Below are 17,326 nucleotides of genomic sequence, written 5' to 3' on the forward strand. Positions count from 1 at the left end.
GGGCATGACACGATTTGCTGCATGTCGGTGGTCTCTTCGGTGCTCGTCCCTTACGCGTCCTACCTCCGGGTGTACGAGCCGCTGGCCGCCTTCCCGGAGTCCGAACGCGCCCACTGGGCCCGCTATGCCGGGCGCTCGCACATCCCCACGGCCCAGGACGAACTGCGCCGCTCGCTGGCCGACTTGGTGGCCACGCCGCCGGTCGTCGTGCCGGTGCACGAGAGCGGGGACGCGTTCGTCGCCGAGGCCGACGGTGTGGTGTGCGTCTGTCCGTGGCGGACCAGGCTGCGCGGCTGGCTGGCGCTGGACGAGCTGATGGACATGTTCCCGGGGCCGGTGCTGGACGTGGTGCTGCCGCCGGTGGTGCGCGGGCAGGCGGTCGCGGACCACGAGCGGTGGGCGGAGCGCAATCCGGACGCCAGGCCCTGGATCCTCTCCTCGGTGTGGCAGGTCCCGGTGCGCTGGTTCGTGCTCTTCTCCGACGAGGAGCGGGAGTACGCGGCGGCGGGCGAGGACGGTGTGCCGCCCGTGCTGCGTTACCGGACGCCGATGGTCCAGGCCCGGCGCCGGCTGGCCAGGACGCTGAAGACGCTGCGCGAGACCGTGGACGAGGGTCCGCTGACCGAGGGGCTCGTGGACGTGGGGCGCTGGCTGGAGGAGTTCCATCCGCGCGCACTGGTCGAACTGGACTACGGCGGTCTGGTGCACGCACTGCCGGCGGAGCAGCTCGCCGGGGACCGGTCGGCCGCCGATGTGGCCGAGGGCATCGCAGCGCTGCGGGCCGGCGACGCCGAAGGGGCGAGTGAGGCGTACGGACGGCTGGCGGAGCGCTGGCGAGCGGTGAAAGACCGTCAATTCGCGAACTGACAGGGTCTCGTCCGCATCTGAACCTGCGCGCCGTGTGACACGTGAGGCTGAAGAGGCAGGAGCCTACCTCGGTGGTCGTAGGACCTACGTCCTGAACCGGGCCTTTGCCTCAAGCGTGACGGATAGCACTAACGGGGCTCTTGCGCCCTTCCCTACTCCTCGTGCCAAAATAGGACAAGGAGTCCGGGGAGGGCTCCATCCGTCCAACTATGGGCGGATCGCTCTGCATTGCACACTATGGGGGGTCTGGTGACTCCTGATCGTCCTGTGACTGATCGTCACAGTGGTGTGACTGTCCGCTATGGCATGGTCCATCGGCTTCCGTCGCTGATGAACACCTGGGAGGGCAATTCCATCGGTTTGGCCGACGTGGCTGGACGGATGGTGTAGTTGTAGTGCCGAGGACAAGCCGTTCGTCCTATAACCGACTCGGCCCGCGTCCGCCATTTCGGGCAACGTGGGTCAAGGTGCAGAATTTAGAGGAAAGAACCGAGATGGTTCGGTTCTCCCGAGGAGGCCGCTCATGACCGCTCGCACCCCTGATGCCGAGCCGCTGCTGACCCCGGCTGAGGTTGCCACGATGTTCCGCGTGGACCCGAAGACGGTTACACGCTGGGCCAAGGCAGGCAAGCTCACGTCCATCCGCACGCTCGGTGGACATCGCCGGTACCGCGAGGCAGAGGTCCGCGCACTGCTTGCGGGTATTCCGCAGCAGCGCAGCGAGGCCTGACACACCCCTGTCGCCGCGTCACAACTGGGAGTTCGGGTCCCCCAACCCGCACTGCCCACCCATAGCCCCAAATGACGGGCGCCCGCCCCAACGGGCGCCATACCTGTGCCCTGGGTGCGTCATTCGATCGCGCTGGACTCCGCCGGGTCCAGCGCGATCTTTTTTGTGCGCTCGCGGTCCTGGGATTCCCGTGATCGTCCCCGGGGCCGCCGACGGTCCCGCGGCCCTCGCCGTCCGTGCCCTCCGAGGCGGTTCCGGCGCCGTTGGAAACCGGGCGTCCGGTTGGCTCCGGCGGGGAGCCGGGCGGGGTGCCGTGCGAGCTTGCGCGGGTCTGTGCGGGAGTGTTCCCGGCCGCCCCCTGGAAGCCGGGATGTGACGGTCCGGAAGGTCCCATGACGCTTCCATCCCCGGAGTGCAATTGCACATATTAAATTCGCTAGTTGTAGGACGGGCGTAAAGTCCCCCCTTCCTGAAACTTATTCAGTGACTCCCGTCACACTGCATGAGTCTTGCCAAGTGCGAGCCCGCCGCCTTCGGGAAGCGGGTTGCCCCGCCCTTGGTCGCTCGGTCGAGGGGCTTTGGTTCCAGGTCCCCGAGGCCCCGTCCTGGCGCCGGGCGTGCCGGTCCGGCGGCTTGGACGGGAGAGCGGCCCGAGAGGCCGCCACAGGCCCCGTGGTGAGCCGCAGGGGCCGATGGCGGGCCGGGTGGTGGCGAGCGAGGTGACGGAAGCCGGAAGCGGCGGCCGGATGGGCGTGCGGGAGCGCGCGGATCTCGTGCCCGACGGACGCCGGCATACGCCCCACCTCCCGGCGGACCGCCGCCCCGCGCGCAGGAGCGCGGGGGAACAGGGGCGGCTCTTGCTGTCTGACTACTCGCCGGCGGTTGTCGGAGTCAAGACGCGCGAAAGCCCGGATCCAGAAGGATCCGGGCTTTCGTTACTGCGGTCCTGACGGGATTTGAACCCGCGGCCTCCACCTTGACAGGGTGGCGAGCACTCCAAACTGCTCCACAGGACCAGGTTTTCGCGGCTGCCTTGCGGCTGGCTGCGAAGACAGACTGTACAGCAGGTCAGAGGGTCCGGTCGACCTCACCGAAGGTGGTGACTCCGTTACGGGCCCGGACGGGGCGCGCTCACGGTGCCGCCGCGTCGATCGCCTTCACGATCCGCTTGTCGGAGACGGGGTAGGCCGTCCCGAGGGCGTGCGCGAAATAGCTGACCCGGAGCTCCTCGATCATCCAGCGGATGTCCAGGACCTCCTGCGGCACGGGCCTGCCCTGCGGCAGCTGTTCGAGCAGCCAGGCGTACTCGTCCTGCATCTCGTGGACCTTCGCCATGCGCGTGGTGTCACGCTGGACGGCCGTCGGCATCTGCTGGAGCCGGCGGTCCGCGGCGACCAGATAGCGCATCAGGTCGGGCAGCCTGCGCAGCCCGGTCGCGGTGACGAAGCCCGGTGGTACGAGGGTCGCGAGCTGGTCCCGCACATCGGTGACGTTGTCGGCGAGGACCAGGCTGTTGGTGGCCTTCAGGCGCCGCTCGCAGGACTGCCAGGCGGCCAGCACCTGCTGGACCTGCTTGACCGTGTGCTCGGTCAGGGCGACGAGGTCGGCGCGCACCTTGTCGTACAGCTTCCGGAACGACTCCTCGTCCCACGCCGGGCCGCCGTGCGCGCCGATCAGCCGGTCGGCGGCCGCCGTCGCGCAGTCCTCGAAGAGCGCCTGGATGGAGCCGTGCGGATTGCGGGACAGCGCCAGCTTCTGCTGGTTCGTCAGCTTGTCCGAGGCGAACTTCGCCGGATTCACCGGCACGTTCAGCATGATCAGCCTGCGGGTGCCGAGCCACATCGCCCGCTGCTGCTCGGCCTCGGTGTCGAAGAGCCGCACGGCCACTGTCCCGCCCTGGTCGACGAGCGCCGGATACGCCTTGACCGGCTGCCCGGCCCTTCGGGTCTCGAAGACGCGGTTCAGCGTGCCGATCGTCCAGTCCGTGAGGCCCGAACGCTCGATGGACTCGCCCGTGGGCCCCGCGGTGGCCGCGGCGGCCTTGGAGAGGGCCTGACGGGCCTTGGGGCGCAGCTGGAGCTTCAGCGCGTCCAGGTCCTTGTCCTCGGCCACCTTGCGGCGCCGCTCGTCGACGATCCGGAACGTGATCTTCAGGTGGTCCGGGACGCGGGTCAGGTCGAAGTCGTCGGCCGTGACCGGGACGCCGACCATGAGCTGGAGCTCACGGGCGAGCGTGACCGGAAGCGGCTCCTGCAGCGGAACGGCCCGGTCGAGGAATTTGTCCGCGTAGTTCGGCGCGGGGACGTAGTGCCGGCGGATCGGCTTGGGCAGCGAGCGGATCAGCTCGGTGACCACTTCCTCGCGCAGGCCCGGGATCTGCCAGTCGAAGCCCTCGGCGGTGACCTGGTTGAGCACCTGGAGCGGCACGTGGACGGTCACACCGTCGGCGTCCGCGCCGGGCTCGAACTGGTACGTGACACGGAACTTGAGCTTCCCCTGCCGCCAGGAGTCCGGGTAGTCGTCCTTGGTGACGGCCCCGGCCTTCTCGTTGATGAGCATCGAGCGCTCGAAGTCCAGCGCGTCCGGCTCGTCGCGGCGCTTGTGCTTCCACCAGGAGTCGAAGTGCGCCCCGGAGACCACGTGCTCGGGGATGCGCTGGTCGTAGAAGTCGAAGAGCGTCTCGTCGTCCACGAGGATGTCGCGGCGCCGGGCGCGGTGCTCCAGCTCCTCGACCTCGCCGAGGAGTTTGCGGTTGTCGTGGAAGAACTGGTGGTGCGTCCGCCAGTCGCCCTCGACCAGAGCGTTGCGGATGAACAGCTCGCGGGACGCCTCGGCGTCGATACGGCCGAAATTGATCTTGCGCTGAGCGACGATCGGCACCCCGTACAGCGTGACCCGCTCGTACGCCATCACCGCCGCCTGGTCCTTCTCCCAGTGCGGCTCGCTGTACGTGCGCTTCAGCAGATGCTGGGCCAGCGGCTCGATCCACTCCGGCTCGACCCTGGCGTTGACCCGCGCCCACAGCCGGGACGTCTCGACCAGCTCGGCCGACATCACGAACCGCGGCTGCTTCTTGAAGAGCGCCGAGCCGGGGAAGATCGCGAACTTGGCGCTGCGGGCCCCGAGGTACTCGTTCTTCTCGGTGTCCTTCAGTCCGATGTGCGAGAGCAGCCCGGCCAGCAGCGAGGTGTGCACCGACTGCTCGGGCGCGTCCTCCTCATTGAGGTGGATGCCCATCTGCTTGGCGACCGTACGCAGCTGCGCGTAGATGTCCTGCCATTCGCGGATGCGCAGGAAGTTCAGATACTCCTGCTTGCACATCCGGCGGAAGCTGGACGAGCCGCGCTCCTTCTGCTGCTCGCGGATGTACCGCCACAGATTCAGGAACGCCAGGAAGTCGGAGGTCTCGTCCTTGAAGCGGGCGTGCTGCTGATCGGCCTGCGTCTGCTTCTCCGAGGGCCGCTCGCGCGGGTCCTGGATGGAGAGTGCGGCCGCGATCACCATGACCTCGCGGGCACAGCCGTTGCGCTCGGCCTCGATGACCATGCGGGCCAGACGCGGGTCGACGGGCAGCTGCGAGAGCTTCCGGCCGAGCTGGGTGAGCCGCTGCCCCTTCTTTCCCTCCCGGGGGGACTTCTCCTCCAGGTCCAGCGCGCCGAGCTCCTGGAGGAGCTGGATGCCGTCGCGGATGTTGCGGTGGTCCGGCGGATCGATGAAGGGGAACTTCTCGATGTCGCCGAGGCCGGCCGCGGTCATCTGCAGGATGACGGAGGCGAGGTTCGTCCGCAGGATCTCGGGGTCGGTGAACTCCGGACGGGTCAGGAAGTCGTCCTCGGAATACAGCCGGATGCAGATGCCGTCCGACGTACGGCCGCAGCGGCCCTTGCGCTGGTTGGCGCTGGCCTGCGAGATCCGCTCGATCGGCAGCCGCTGGACCTTGGTGCGGTGGCTGTAGCGGGAGATCCGGGCATTGCCCGGGTCGATCACGTACTTGATGCCGGGAACGGTCAGCGATGTCTCGGCGACGTTGGTCGCCAGCACGATCCTGCGTCCCGTGTGGCGCTGGAAGACCCGGTGCTGCTCGGCGTGCGAGAGGCGGGCGTAGAGGGGGAGGACCTCGGTGTGGCGGAGGTTCTTCTTGTTCAGCGCGTCCGCGGTGTCGCGGATCTCGCGCTCACCGGAGAGGAAGACCAGGACATCGCCCGGACCCTCCGACTGGAGCTCGTCGACGGCGTCGCAGATCGCGGTGATCTGGTCGCGGTCGGAGTCGTCGCCCTCCTCTTCGAGCAGGGGGCGATAACGGACCTCCACGGGGTACGTACGTCCGCTGACCTCGACGATCGGCGCCTCGCCGAAGTGGCGCGCGAACCGCTCGGGGTCGATCGTCGCCGACGTGATGACGATCTTCAGGTCCGGGCGCTCGGGCAGCAGCCTGGCCAGATAGCCGAGCAGGAAGTCGATGTTCAGCGACCGCTCGTGGGCCTCGTCGATGATGATCGTGTCGTACGCGCGCAGCTCGCGGTCCGTCTGGATCTCGGCGAGCAGGATGCCGTCCGTCATCAGCTTGACGAACGTCGCGTCGGGGTTCACCTGGTCGGTGAAGCGGACCTTCCAGCCGACCGCCTCGCCCAGCGGGGTCTTCAGCTCGTCGGCGATGCGCTCGGCGACCGTACGGGCCGCGATCCGGCGCGGCTGGGTGTGCCCGATCATGCCCCGGACCCCACGCCCCAGCTCCATACAGATCTTCGGGATCTGCGTGGTCTTGCCCGAGCCGGTCTCCCCGGCGACGATCACGACCTGGTGGTCGCGTATCGCCTCCAGGATCTCGTCCTTCTTCTGACTGACCGGGAGCTGTTCCGGGTAGGACACGACGGGCATGCGCTCGGCGCGCAGCGCGGTCCGCCCGGCTGCCTTTGCGGCCTCGGTGGCGATTTCGTCCAGCACGGACTGGCGGGCCTCGGGCTTACGGATACGGCGCGCCCCTTCGAGACGGCGGCCGAGCCGGTGCGCATCGCGGAGCGAGAGCTGCCCGAGCTGTGACTGGAGATCAGCGAAGGAAGTAGACATACGGGTCCCAGGATCGCACCCGGGCCCGATGAACGGCGAACGCATTTTGTGCGTTCCTGGTCACCGGACCGGCACTGCGCGGAGGCGAGGGATCACAGCACGTACCATTTCGGGCAGCTGATCAACCGTTGCCTCTGCCCGGAAAGGCCGGTCGCCGTGTCCGTGTCCCGTACGCAGTGGTGCTGCCTGGTGGCGGTGTTCGCGGTCGTACTGGGGCTGTTCTGCGGACCGGCGACGGCCGTCGTGGGTGCCGAGGCCGGCGGCGGAAGGCCGGTGGTCTCGGACGGCCCCGTCAAGGGCGCCGTTCCGGACGGTCCCGGGGCGGTCGTCGCGTCGGCCCCGGACAGGCACGGGACTCCGGGGTGCGGCAAGAGCCGGAAGCGCGACGAGGGCGGCGAGCCGGCTCTGCCGGGCCGGTCCCGTGCGGCGCACGACCAGGCGCCCGGCCTCGCCGTGTGGGGCCTGCCCGCCGCCACCGGACCTGGACCGGCCCACCCACCCGTACGGATAGGGCCGCGCGGTCCCGTGTCCGCCGCGCCCTCTCCGGTCGAGCTCTCCGTACTGCGGGTGTAGATGGCCCCTCCCGCCCGGCCGTTCCTCATCCCCCGCATCGCCAGCACGGAGTCCCGCATGCCCAAGCCCGCATCCACACCCTCGTCCTCGTCCTCACGTGCGACGGCGTCACGTACAGCGGCGTCGTCGTCCAAGAAGCCGCTGATCTACGGCGCCGGAGTCGTCCTCGCCGCTTCGCTGCTCGGCCTCGTGTCCTACTGGGCCACGGCCCCCGGCCACTCCGGTTCGTCCGCTCCCTCCTCCTCGTCGGTCGCCGATGCCACCACCGACCCGGACGCCGGCGTCTATCCGGAGCTGGCCGGGCTCGCCCGGCGTGACGCCGGTGACAAGCTCGCGCAGGGCCGGGTGGACGCGCCTGTCGTCCTCATCGAGTACGCCGACTTCAAGTGCGGCTACTGCGCCAAGTTCGCCCGCGACACCGAACCCGCCCTGGTGAAGAAGTACGTCGGCGACGGCACCCTGCGCATCGAGTGGCGCAACTTCCCGATCTTCGGTGCCGAGTCCGAGGCCGCCGCCCGGGCCGCCTGGGCCGCCGGACAGCAGGGCCGCTTCTGGCAGTTCCACCGTGCCGCGTACGCCGAGGGGGTCAAGGAGAAGGGATTCGGCAAGGACCGGCTGAAGGCGCTGGCTCAGCAGGCGGGCGTGCCGGATCTCGACCGGTTCGCGCGCGACGCGGACAGCTCCGCCGCCTCCGCCGCGGTGGGCAAGGACCAGGAACAGGGATACGGGATCGGGGTGGCCTCCACCCCGTCGTTCCTGATCAACGGCCGCCCGATCGCCGGAGCCCAGCCGATGGAGGCCTTCGCCCAGGTCATCGAGGCGGCCGCAGAGAAGGCCCGCGGCACGGCGGACGCCAAGACCGGTGGCCGGGGCACCGAGGGCGGCGCGGAATGACGGCTGACATCGGCTACTTCGCGGCCTTCCTCGGCGGACTGCTCGCCCTGGTCAGCCCGTGCAGCGCCTTGCTGCTGCCGGCCTTCTTCGCGTACTCCATCGACTCCACCTCGCGGCTCCTGGCCCGCACCGGCATCTTCTACACCGGTCTGGCCACCACCCTGGTCCCGCTCGGTGCCGCGGGCTCGTACGCGGGACGCCTCTTCTACAGCCACCGCGACGCGCTCGTCCTCGGTGCCGGGTGGCTGATCATCGTGCTCGGCATCGCGCAGATCGTGGGTCTGGGCTTCGCCTCGCGCCGGATCGCCGCGCTGAGCGGCCGGATCCGCCCGACGACCGCCGTATCCGTCTACGCGCTGGGGGCCGTATACGGACTGGCCGGTTTCTGCGCGGGACCGATCCTCGGCAGCGTCCTCACCGTCGCGGCGGTCAGCGGCAGCCCGGTCTACGGCGGGCTGCTGCTCGCCGTCTACGCCCTGGGCATGGCCGTCCCGCTCTTTCTGCTCGCCCTGCTCTGGGAACGCTTCGACCTGGGCCGCCGGGCCTGGCTGCGCGGCCGTACTTTCCGGCTCGGCCGTTTCGAGCTGCACACCACGACGCTGCTGTCGGGGCTCTTCTTCATCGGGCTCGGCGCGTTGTTCCTCGCGTACGACGGGACGACCGCGCTGCCCGGGCTGCTGAATGTGGACGATTCGTTCGCCGTCGAGCAGTGGGCCCAGCGCATCGGCGAGCACGTGCCGGACGCCATGGCGCTGGTGGCCGTGGTCGCGGTGGTGCTGCTGGTGCTGGCGGTACGGGCGTGGCGCGGCCGGAGCGTGAACTCGACGGACCGGGAAGAGGCCTGACACGGCGAAGGCCCCGTCCACGGGACGGGGCCTTCGGGTGGTGGCTGGGGCCGGGATCGAACCGGCGACCTATCGCTTTTCAGGCGATCGCTCGTACCAACTGAGCTACCCAGCCACGCAGCTCAAAAGGGCTGCAGCGGTCCTGACGGGATTTGAACCCGCGGCCTCCACCTTGACAGGGTGGCGAGCACTCCAAACTGCTCCACAGGACCAAGCTGTTGTGCGACTAAGTGTCGCACAAGGTTGTGCGTGCCCCCAACGGGATTCGAACCCGTGCTACCGCCTTGAAAGGGCGGCGTCCTGGGCCACTAGACGATGAGGGCAGAACTGCTTGTGCTGCTGCTTCTGTGTCTGTCGCCCCGGAGGACGTCAGAAGCGTCTGAGCTCCGCTTCCCCTCAAGAGGTTCCACTTTTCCTTCAACCTCTGGGGTCTCAGAACGGTCAAGCCCTGACCGGCGCCCTTGGGCACGTCGGAGACTGTACTACGGCGTTTCGGCGTCAGCCAAACCGAATAGGCGAAGGGGTCGCTCCGGCCGGGGTTTCCCCCCGCGGACGACGGCTGACCTGGGCCGCCGCCCGTGTCGGGCCGGGGCGGCACGCGGTGTGCGGTGCGGTCCGGGGCTGGCCGATCGGGCGTACGGGACAATGGCCGGGTGCTGGAGATGACGCGCGAAGAGTTCGAGGAACTGGTCGCCGAGGCGCTGGACCGGATCCCGCCGGAGCTGACGCGGCTGATGGACAACGTCGCGGTGTTCGTCGAGGACGAACCGGACCCGGGTGATCCGCAGCTGCTCGGGCTGTACGAGGGCACGCCGCTGACCGATCGCGGCGAGTGGTACGCGGGGGTGCTGCCGGACCGGATCACCATTTACCGCGGGCCGACGCTGCGGATGTGCGAGTCGCGCGAGGACGTCGTGGCCGAGACCGAGATCACGGTCGTTCACGAGATCGCCCACCACTTCGGCATCGATGACGAGAGGCTGCACGCGCTCGGCTACGGCTGAGGGTGCGGGCGCCGCGTGGGTGGCGTGCGGGGGCCGAGGGCGCCGTGCGGGAGGTGTGCGGGAGGTGTGCGGGCCGGCAGCGGGGCGTGTCCCCGGCGGGGCTAAGGGAGTTGGGCACGGCGTCCCCACTGTTTCCCGTACCGCCCCGCCCCCTCTTCGTCCCCCGGAGGTGCCTCCCGTGCGCCAGTTCTCCGCCCCCGTCCGGTGGGCGTCCGTCATCGCAGTGACGGTCGCCGCGTCCACAGGTTGCGTGAGTGTCGGCGACGACGGAGGGAAACCGTCGCCGTCGCGGTCGTCCGACTCGAAGGGCGGCGGGGTCGAGCCGGACGGCGGCACCGTGGCGGGCACGGGCAGCGCCCGCACCGGTGGTGGCCGTGCCGAGGCGCACTCCGAGCGTGAGGCGGCCGAGTCCCCGGAGCCGAGCGGCTCCGCCGAGCCGTCGGGCGAGCCCGGCGGCGTACGCCCCGGCGCGGAGCCCGGTGAGCCGGGGGGTTCGGGGGCGGCGCCGGGTGGTGGGCTGCCCGCGCCCTCGGCCTCGCAGCCGGGGCACGGCGTGCCGCAGCGGCCCGAATCCCCGCCGCCGTCCCGGCCCGCCACCCCCGAGCCGTCCGCTTCCCCGGAGCCGGACCCGGACCCGGAGCCCTCGGAACCGTCGCCGCAGCCTTCCGCTTCGTCGGGGGCTCAGCTCCGTAACGACGCGATGAGTGCGTCGGCGGAGCCGTCGCAGCTGCGGACGCCGGACGTATCGCCGCAGGTGGAGCCGGTGTAGCGGGGGGCCGGAGGAGGGCGGTTTGCGCGATGTGGGGGGGAGTGCGTATGGTAGTAGATCGTTTGATCCCATTGCCCGGCGCCGAAACAGAAGCGCGCCGTGTGGCGCGTACTCTCCCTTGCCGTGGCTGGACCGCATTGAGGCGGTCGAAATTGCGAATCACGGAGTTACGGGCGCGTGCCGAGACTCCGGAAGGTTTCGCATTTCGCATGTCAATTTCCAGTTCTGACCACACCGTCATGCCCGAGGACGTCGAGAACATCGACAACGTCAAGAACGACGAGCTCATCGAGGCCGCAGAAGCCGTCGTCGCAGAGGCCGTCGCCTCCGTCGAGGCCGACGCACCCCAGGCCGAGGAAGCCGGTACCGACTCCGCCGTCGACGCGGTCGACGCCGAGCCGACCGTCACCTTCGGGGACCTGGGCCTGCCCGAGGGCATCGTCCGCAAGCTCGCGCAGAACGGTGTGACCGCGCCCTTCCCGATCCAGGCCGCGACCATCCCGGACGCCCTGGCCGGCAAGGACATCCTGGGCCGCGGCCGTACCGGCTCCGGCAAGACCCTCTCCTTCGGTCTGCCGACCCTGGCCACGCTGGCCGGCGGCCACACCGAGAAGAAGAAGCCCCGCGCGGTCATTCTCACCCCGACCCGTGAGCTCGCGATGCAGGTCGCGGATGCGCTGCAGCCGTACGGCGACGTGCTCGGCCTGAAGATGAAGGTCGTCTGCGGCGGTACGTCGATGGGCAACCAGATCTACGCGCTGGAGCGCGGTGTCGACATCCTCGTCGCCACCCCGGGCCGGCTGCGCGACATCATCAACCGGGGTGCCTGCTCCCTGGAGAACGTCCAGGTCGCCGTCCTCGACGAGGCCGACCAGATGTCCGACCTGGGCTTCCTGCCCGAGGTCACCGAGCTGCTCGACCAGGTTCCGGTCGGCGGTCAGCGCATGCTCTTCTCCGCCACGATGGAGAACGAGATCGGCACGCTGGTCAAGCGCTACCTGAACAACCCGGTGAGCCACGAGGTCGACAGCGCCCAGGGCAACGTCACGACCATGTCGCACCACGTCCTCGTCGTGAAGCCGAAGGACAAGGCGCCCGTCACCTCCGCCATCGCCGCCCGCAAGGGCCGCACGATCATCTTCGTCCGTACCCAGCTGGGAGCGGACCGCATCGCCGAGCAGCTCATCGAGTCGGGTGTGAAGGCGGACGCGCTGCACGGCGGCATGACGCAGGGCGCCCGTACCCGCGTTCTTGAGGACTTCAAGAAGGGTTACGTCAACGCGCTCGTCGCGACCGACGTCGCCGCCCGCGGTATCCACGTCGACGGCATCGACCTGGTCCTGAACGTGGACCCGGCCGGTGACCACAAGGACTACCTGCACCGCTCGGGCCGTACCGCCCGGGCCGGCAAGTCCGGTGTCGTCGTCTCGCTGGCGCTGCCGCACCAGCGCCGCCAGATCTTCCGCCTGATGGAGGACGCGGGCGTCGACGCCTCCCGTCACATCGTGCAGGGCGCGGGCGTCTTCGAGCCGGAGGTCGCCGAGATCACCGGTGCCCGTTCGCTGACCGAGGTCCAGGCCGACTCCGCGAGCAACGCCGCGAAGCAGGCCGAGCGCGAGGTCGCCGACCTGACCAAGCAGCTGGAGCGCGTCCAGCGCCGCGCCGGTGAGCTGCGCGAGGAGGCCGACCGCCTCGTCGCCCGTGCCGCGCGTGAGCGGGGCGACGATCCGGAGACGGCGGTGGCCGAGGCCGCCGCCGAGGCGGAGGCCGCGATCGAGGCCGCCGTCTCCGTACCGGAGCAGCCCTCCGCCCGTGACGACCGCCGTGACGACCGCGGCAACTTCGACCGCCGGGACAGCCGTGGCGGCGACCGCGGCGGCTACCGCGGTGGTAACGACCGTCGGGACGACCGCGGTGGCGACCGTGGTTTCCAGCGTCGTGACGACCGTTCGTCGGGTGGCTTCCGCTCCGGTGGCAGCGACCGTCCGTCGTTCAACCGCGACCGTCGTGACGACCGTCCGTCGGGCGGCTTCCGCTCCGGTGGCAGCGACCGTCGGGACGACCGTGGTGGCCGTTCCTTCGAGCGCCGTGACAACGACCGTCCGTCGTTCAACCGCGACCGTCGTGACGACCGCCCCTCGGGCGGCTTCCGCTCCGGTGGCAGCGACCGTCGGGACGACCGTGGTGGCCGTTCCTTCGAGCGCCGTGACAACGACCGTCCGTCGTTCAACCGCGACCGTCGTGACGACCGCCCCTCGGGCGGCTTCCGCTCCGGCGGCAGCGACCGTCCGTTCAACCGCGACCGTCGTGACGACCGTCCGTCGGGCGGCTTCCGCTCCGGCGGCAGCGACCGCCCGACCGGCCGCCGTGACGACCACCGTGGTGCCGGCACCGGCACCGGCACCAACACCGGTTCCTTCGGCCGCCGCGACGACAAGCCGCGCTGGAAGCGCAACGGCTGAAACCCGGTGAGGACCTGCTGAAGGTCCGCCGAAGGTCCTTGGAAAGCGGGCCCGCTCTTCATGAGTGGGCCCGCTTTTCTTTTTGCTTTCCTCACATGAGTGACCACTGCTAGCATCCGGCCACTTGCACAGGGGCGGGGCCGGGGGGCTTTGCGAGCTCTACGTGATTCCTTTGCGGCGGGTCGCCGTCGATCGCCTGTGCCCTTCATGCCTTCGGGCATTCCGGGGAGGACTGACCCTTTTGGCTCGCCTTGCTTTTCCACGCGGTCGTGGCGCCCGGCGCCGTGTTGCCGCGCTGGCCGCTCTCACCGTGGTCGCGGCCGGTCTCGGCACGGTGCCGGGCGCCGTCGCCGCGGATGCGCCGGCACCCATCCCGACGAACGGTGTCTGGGGCATCGACTTCGCCGGTGGAGTGCTGAACACGGTGGAAGTCGCCCCGAGCGGCCCGCAGTTCGCGTTCGCCCGTCAGGTCTCCCCGGGCGGGGCGACGGTGGGCGCTCCCACCTCGATGGGATACGTGGACACCTTCGCCACCGGTGCGCATGCGAAGCGTGTGCCGTGCGACGCAGGTTCCTGCGTACTCCTGCGTGCCACCGGCAACGGCCATATGGGCCGCTTCTTCGTCGACAACGGCCGGGAAACCGCCCAGATCTGGCTGACGGGGAACAGCTACCACAGCTCCGACGAACCCGCTGTGACCGGTGGTCAGTTCGTGGACGCGACCGGACGCTACTTCGTCTACAACGCGGCATCGACCGGCAAGCAGTACATCGACGACGTCGGGGTCCGCAGGTCGGATGTGCGGATGACCCGGTCCATCACCGCCGCCTCGGTATGGGGATCGGGGCTGTGGACGGCGAGTTCCACCACCGGAGCCGTCACCGCGATCGACCTCGAACAGAAGAAGGTCGTCCAGACCGTCGCCACCGGCGCCCCGTGCGTGATCAAGGAACTCCAGACCGTCAGCCGCTGGATCTACTGGAACTGCGGCCCGAGCGGTGCCGCCGGGGTGTACGACCGTACGGCGAAGAAGAGCGTCACCGTGCCGTCCGGCCCCGCGCTCGTCGGCGACGGCTATCTCGTCCGGCACGACCGGACCGCCGGGAAACTGCTGCTCACCGACTTCCACACCGGGAAGGCCGCACCGCCCCGGGAGATCGCGGACCTGCCCGCGGGCGGCACCGCCGACCAGCGCCGGCTGACCTGGGCCGTGGACAAGTTCGGCGGCGACATCGCGTATGTCGGCCCGGACAAGTCGATCCGGATCGTGGAGAGCGGGGTGCCCGCGCAGCCGCTCGCGAAGATCGAGTCGGATCTCAACGCCGGGTACATCGATCTCAAGAACAGCGGCGGCGGCCAGAACTGGGAGAGCACCTGGCAGCTCAACGCGCCCGCGACCTGGACCTTCGTGGTCAAGGACATCCGCGGGCGGGCGATCCGTACCCTCTCCGGCGGTCCCGGTGCCGAGGTCGGGGTCAACTGGGACGGCCGGACGGACAAGGGCGGCTACCCGACCAACGGGGTCCACACCTGGACGCTGACCGCCAGGGCCGCCAAGGGCGGCGGCACGTACACCACGAGCGGGAAGATCTCGGTCTCCGGCGGTGTCCAGGGCCATCACGACCAGGGCGGCTACGACTTCGGCGAGCTGGTCACACTCAACTCCGCAGGCGCCCTGACCCTCCACTACACCGAAGGCAAGGGCAAGTTCGACTGGAAGCGCTCCGGCTCCGGCTGGCCCAAGGGCACCGTGGCCGTCCCGTTCGGGGACATGGGCAGCGACCGGTGCTCCGAGATGCTCGTACGGATGCCGAACGGGGAGCTGCGCCGGTACGCCGGAAAGTGCGGCGCCCCGTACACGCCGAACAGCAGCCACACCTCGCTGGGCACGGGCTGGAACGCGTACAACGTCCTGACCGCGCCCGGCGATCTGACCGGTGACGGACGCACCGATCTGCTCGCGCGCAAGGCGTCGACCGGCGACATCTACCTCTTCGCCAACGACGGCCACGGCAAGCTGAAGGCCGGCGTGAAGATCCGTTCGGCCTGGACCGCCTACACGAAGATCGTGGGCGCCGGAGACCTCAACGGCGACGGGTACGGCGATGTGCTGGCCCGTCACAAGGACGGCACGCTCTACCGCTACGACGGCACCGCCACCGGGAAGCTGAAGGAACGGGTGAAGGTCTTCTCCGCGTGGGGCGCCTCGTACAACACCATCGTCGGGGTGGGAGACATCACCGGTGACGGGAAGGCCGACCTCGTCGAGCGGGACAGCTCCGGCAATCTCTACCGCAACAACGGCAACGGAAAGGGGTCGTTCGGCTCGCGTACGAAGGTCGCCACCGGGTGGCAGGGCTACAAGGGGATTTTCTGATGGGAAACAGACTTCTCACGGCGTGCCGGACGGCTCCGCGGCTCCGGACGCGCCCTGCGGTGGGCCGGGCGCTCACCACCGTGACGGCGGCCGGTGCCGTACTCGCCGGGCTGCTGGGCTCCACGCCACAGGCCCAGGCGGCCACGACGGTTCCCTCGTGGCTCATACCGCTCCACTACTCCGACGACGCGGACGGCTCCCACCGGGCCTGCACGGGCATCACCCTGTCCAAGACCCGGACGCTGGCCACGCCCGACTGTTTCACCGGCCGCAGCCACGCGGACATGGAGTGGGACCACGACCTGAAGAGCGGCCTGCTGCGGGGAGGTAGCAGCGATCCGCGCTACCGGAGCCATCCGACGTACGACGCCGCCACGCGGCGGGGCGCGGTCTCGGTGGCGATCCGGGCGACGCCGGCCTCGTACGGCAAGCCGGTGATGGCCTCGCCGAGCGACACGGCGTTGTACGCCACGGGCGCCAAGGCGACGTTCTACTCGTGGTCCGGCCTGGACCTGGACGACGCCCCGCGGGTCCGTCACACCGAGCAGGTCGTGCTCAAGTCGGCCGCGACCTGCGCCACCTTGCTCGGCCGCACGCTGCCGGGCGGCACGCTCTGCACCGTACCGGCGCCCGGCGCTCCCCCCGTCGCGGACGAGGACCAGTGCTTCGGCGACGCGGGCGGAGCGCTCGTCGGCGGTGGCAAGCTCATCGCCATATCGGCCACCAGGGCCACCGGCTGTGTCGCGGGCGGGGTACGTCTCTACACCCGGATCTCCTCCTACCGGTCCACGATCACCGACTGGGCCCGTGACGTCGACCTCGACGAACGGATCAGCGGCTCGGTCCTGGCGCGGGAACCCAGCGACCTCATTGACCTCTGCACCACGAACCAGCAGGGCAAGCTGGACGGTTGTCACGTCGACAGAATGGGCTCGATGCTCGACTGGGACGACGATTTCGACTTCCTGACGCAACTGGGCGATCTGGGCGGCGACGGCAAGGGCGACCTGCTCGCCCGTACGCCGGGCGGCACGCTCTACCGCATTCCCAACCCGCTCGCGTACGGCGAGGTCGGCGACGCCCCGAAGGTGAAACTGGGCACCGGCTGGTCCAAGTACAACAAGATCGTCGCTGCCCGCGACCTCAGCGGCGACGGCCTTCCCGACATCCTCGCCCGTGACACCTCGGGTGTGGTCTGGCTCCACCGCGGCAGGAGCGACGGCTCCCTGGCCGGCCGTACGAAGGTCACCACCTGGAAGAGCTACACCGCCATCGCGGGACGCGGGGACCTGTCGGGCGACGGCCGCGCGGACATCGTGACGCGGGACGGCGCCGGGGTGCTCTGGCTCTACCGCGGCAACGGCAAGGGCGGTTTCTCCCCACGTACGAAGATCGGATCGGGCTGGGGCAAGTACAACGCGATCGTCGGCAGCGGCGACATGGACCACAACGGGCGTCAGGACATCCTCGCGCGGACGCCCGCGGGCGCGGTGTACCTCTACAACGCGAACCACACGGGGGGCTTCTCGGCGCCGAAGAAGCTGGCCGACACGCGCTGGAAGAAGTACACGCGGATCAGCTGAGGCGCAGGACGCACGGATCAGCTGAGGCGCAGGACGCACGGATCGGCTTAGGCGTGGGACGCACGGATCAGCCGATCCGGCGAGAGCCGAAGAAGAGGCGGTGGGAGCTCAGGAAGGGCGCGGCCTGCGGGTCGCGCCCTTCCTGTTGCCGTGAG

At 69.8% G+C, this 17,326-nt stretch carries 12 protein-coding genes and 4 tRNA genes; 10 read left to right on the forward strand and 6 right to left on the reverse strand.

Annotated features, from left to right (window positions below):
• The first annotated feature begins 21 nt into the window (after positions 1 to 21).
• Both OG936_RS18345 and bldC read left to right on the forward strand, forming a co-directional pair.
• Positions 22 to 867 (forward strand): hypothetical protein, encoded by an 846-nt coding sequence (locus tag OG936_RS18345; RefSeq protein WP_406495988.1) that lies wholly within the window; start codon positions 22 to 24, stop codon positions 865 to 867.
• 523 nt (positions 868 to 1,390) lie between these two features.
• Positions 1,391 to 1,597: a developmental transcriptional regulator BldC gene (gene bldC / locus OG936_RS18350; RefSeq protein ID WP_003949541.1), complete on the forward strand. Its 207-nt coding sequence runs from the start codon at positions 1,391 to 1,393 to the stop codon at positions 1,595 to 1,597.
• Positions 1,598 to 2,073: 476 nt separating this feature from the next.
• Here the strand turns inward: bldC and OG936_RS18355 are convergent, their stop codons facing one another.
• The 3 genes from OG936_RS18355 to hrpA form a co-directional block, all read right to left on the reverse strand.
• Entirely contained in the window at positions 2,074 to 2,391 is a 318-nt protein-coding gene (locus tag OG936_RS18355) for a DUF6274 family protein (protein ID WP_406495989.1), read from the reverse strand.
• A gap of 147 nt (positions 2,392 to 2,538) precedes the next feature.
• Positions 2,539 to 2,613, reverse strand: a tRNA-Asp gene (locus OG936_RS18360).
• Between the two features lie 115 nt (positions 2,614 to 2,728).
• Complete coding sequence (gene hrpA, locus OG936_RS18365; protein ID WP_406495991.1) at positions 2,729 to 6,664, reverse strand: ATP-dependent RNA helicase HrpA; 3,936 nt, start codon at positions 6,662 to 6,664, stop codon at positions 2,729 to 2,731.
• Between the two features lie 156 nt (positions 6,665 to 6,820).
• Between hrpA and OG936_RS18370 the strand changes: the two genes are divergently transcribed.
• Genes OG936_RS18370 through OG936_RS18380 form a run of 3 tightly spaced genes read left to right on the forward strand, consistent with a single transcriptional unit; the run spans position 6,821 to position 8,976 of the window.
• Complete coding sequence (locus tag OG936_RS18370) at positions 6,821 to 7,237, forward strand: hypothetical protein (RefSeq protein WP_406495993.1); 417 nt, start codon at positions 6,821 to 6,823, stop codon at positions 7,235 to 7,237.
• 57 nt (positions 7,238 to 7,294) lie between these two features.
• Entirely contained in the window at positions 7,295 to 8,131 is an 837-nt protein-coding gene (locus OG936_RS18375) for a DsbA family protein (protein WP_406495994.1), read from the forward strand.
• A complete protein-coding gene (locus OG936_RS18380) occupies positions 8,128 to 8,976 on the forward strand; it encodes a cytochrome c biogenesis CcdA family protein (protein ID WP_406495996.1) in 849 nt (282 codons plus the stop codon). The genes OG936_RS18375 and OG936_RS18380 overlap by 4 nt, the downstream gene beginning before the upstream one ends.
• 38 nt (positions 8,977 to 9,014) lie before the next feature.
• Here OG936_RS18380 and OG936_RS18385 read toward each other — a convergent pair.
• From OG936_RS18385 to OG936_RS18395, 3 genes are all read right to left on the reverse strand, one after another.
• Positions 9,015 to 9,091: transfer RNA gene (locus OG936_RS18385), tRNA-Phe, on the reverse strand.
• Positions 9,092 to 9,113: 22 nt separating this feature from the next.
• Positions 9,114 to 9,188: transfer RNA gene (locus OG936_RS18390), tRNA-Asp, on the reverse strand.
• A gap of 38 nt (positions 9,189 to 9,226) precedes the next feature.
• Positions 9,227 to 9,299 (reverse strand) — tRNA-Glu (locus OG936_RS18395).
• Between the two features lie 330 nt (positions 9,300 to 9,629).
• On the opposite strand from OG936_RS18395, the gene OG936_RS18400 reads away from it, so the two are divergent.
• The 5 genes from OG936_RS18400 to OG936_RS18420 all read left to right on the forward strand — a co-directional run bounded on the left by OG936_RS18400 (position 9,630) and on the right by OG936_RS18420 (position 17,171).
• Complete coding sequence (locus OG936_RS18400; protein ID WP_266747485.1) at positions 9,630 to 9,980, forward strand: metallopeptidase family protein; 351 nt, start codon at positions 9,630 to 9,632, stop codon at positions 9,978 to 9,980.
• Between the two features lie 178 nt (positions 9,981 to 10,158).
• Positions 10,159 to 10,749 carry a hypothetical protein gene (locus OG936_RS18405; RefSeq protein ID WP_406495998.1) on the forward strand — a complete coding sequence of 197 codons (591 nt, stop codon included), beginning with the start codon at positions 10,159 to 10,161 and terminating at the stop codon, positions 10,747 to 10,749.
• Between the two features lie 209 nt (positions 10,750 to 10,958).
• A complete protein-coding gene (locus OG936_RS18410; RefSeq protein WP_406496000.1) occupies positions 10,959 to 13,211 on the forward strand; it encodes a DEAD/DEAH box helicase in 2,253 nt (750 codons plus the stop codon).
• A gap of 241 nt (positions 13,212 to 13,452) precedes the next feature.
• A complete protein-coding gene (locus OG936_RS18415; protein WP_406496002.1) occupies positions 13,453 to 15,588 on the forward strand; it encodes an FG-GAP repeat domain-containing protein in 2,136 nt (711 codons plus the stop codon).
• Complete coding sequence (locus OG936_RS18420; RefSeq protein WP_406496004.1) at positions 15,588 to 17,171, forward strand: FG-GAP-like repeat-containing protein; 1,584 nt, start codon at positions 15,588 to 15,590, stop codon at positions 17,169 to 17,171. The genes OG936_RS18415 and OG936_RS18420 overlap by 1 nt, the downstream gene beginning before the upstream one ends.
• Positions 17,172 to 17,326: the final 155 nt, after the last annotated feature.

Origin of the sequence: Streptomyces sp. NBC_00846, from assembly GCF_045207325.1 — a bacterium.
Lineage (GTDB): Bacteria > Actinomycetota > Actinomycetes > Streptomycetales > Streptomycetaceae > Streptomyces.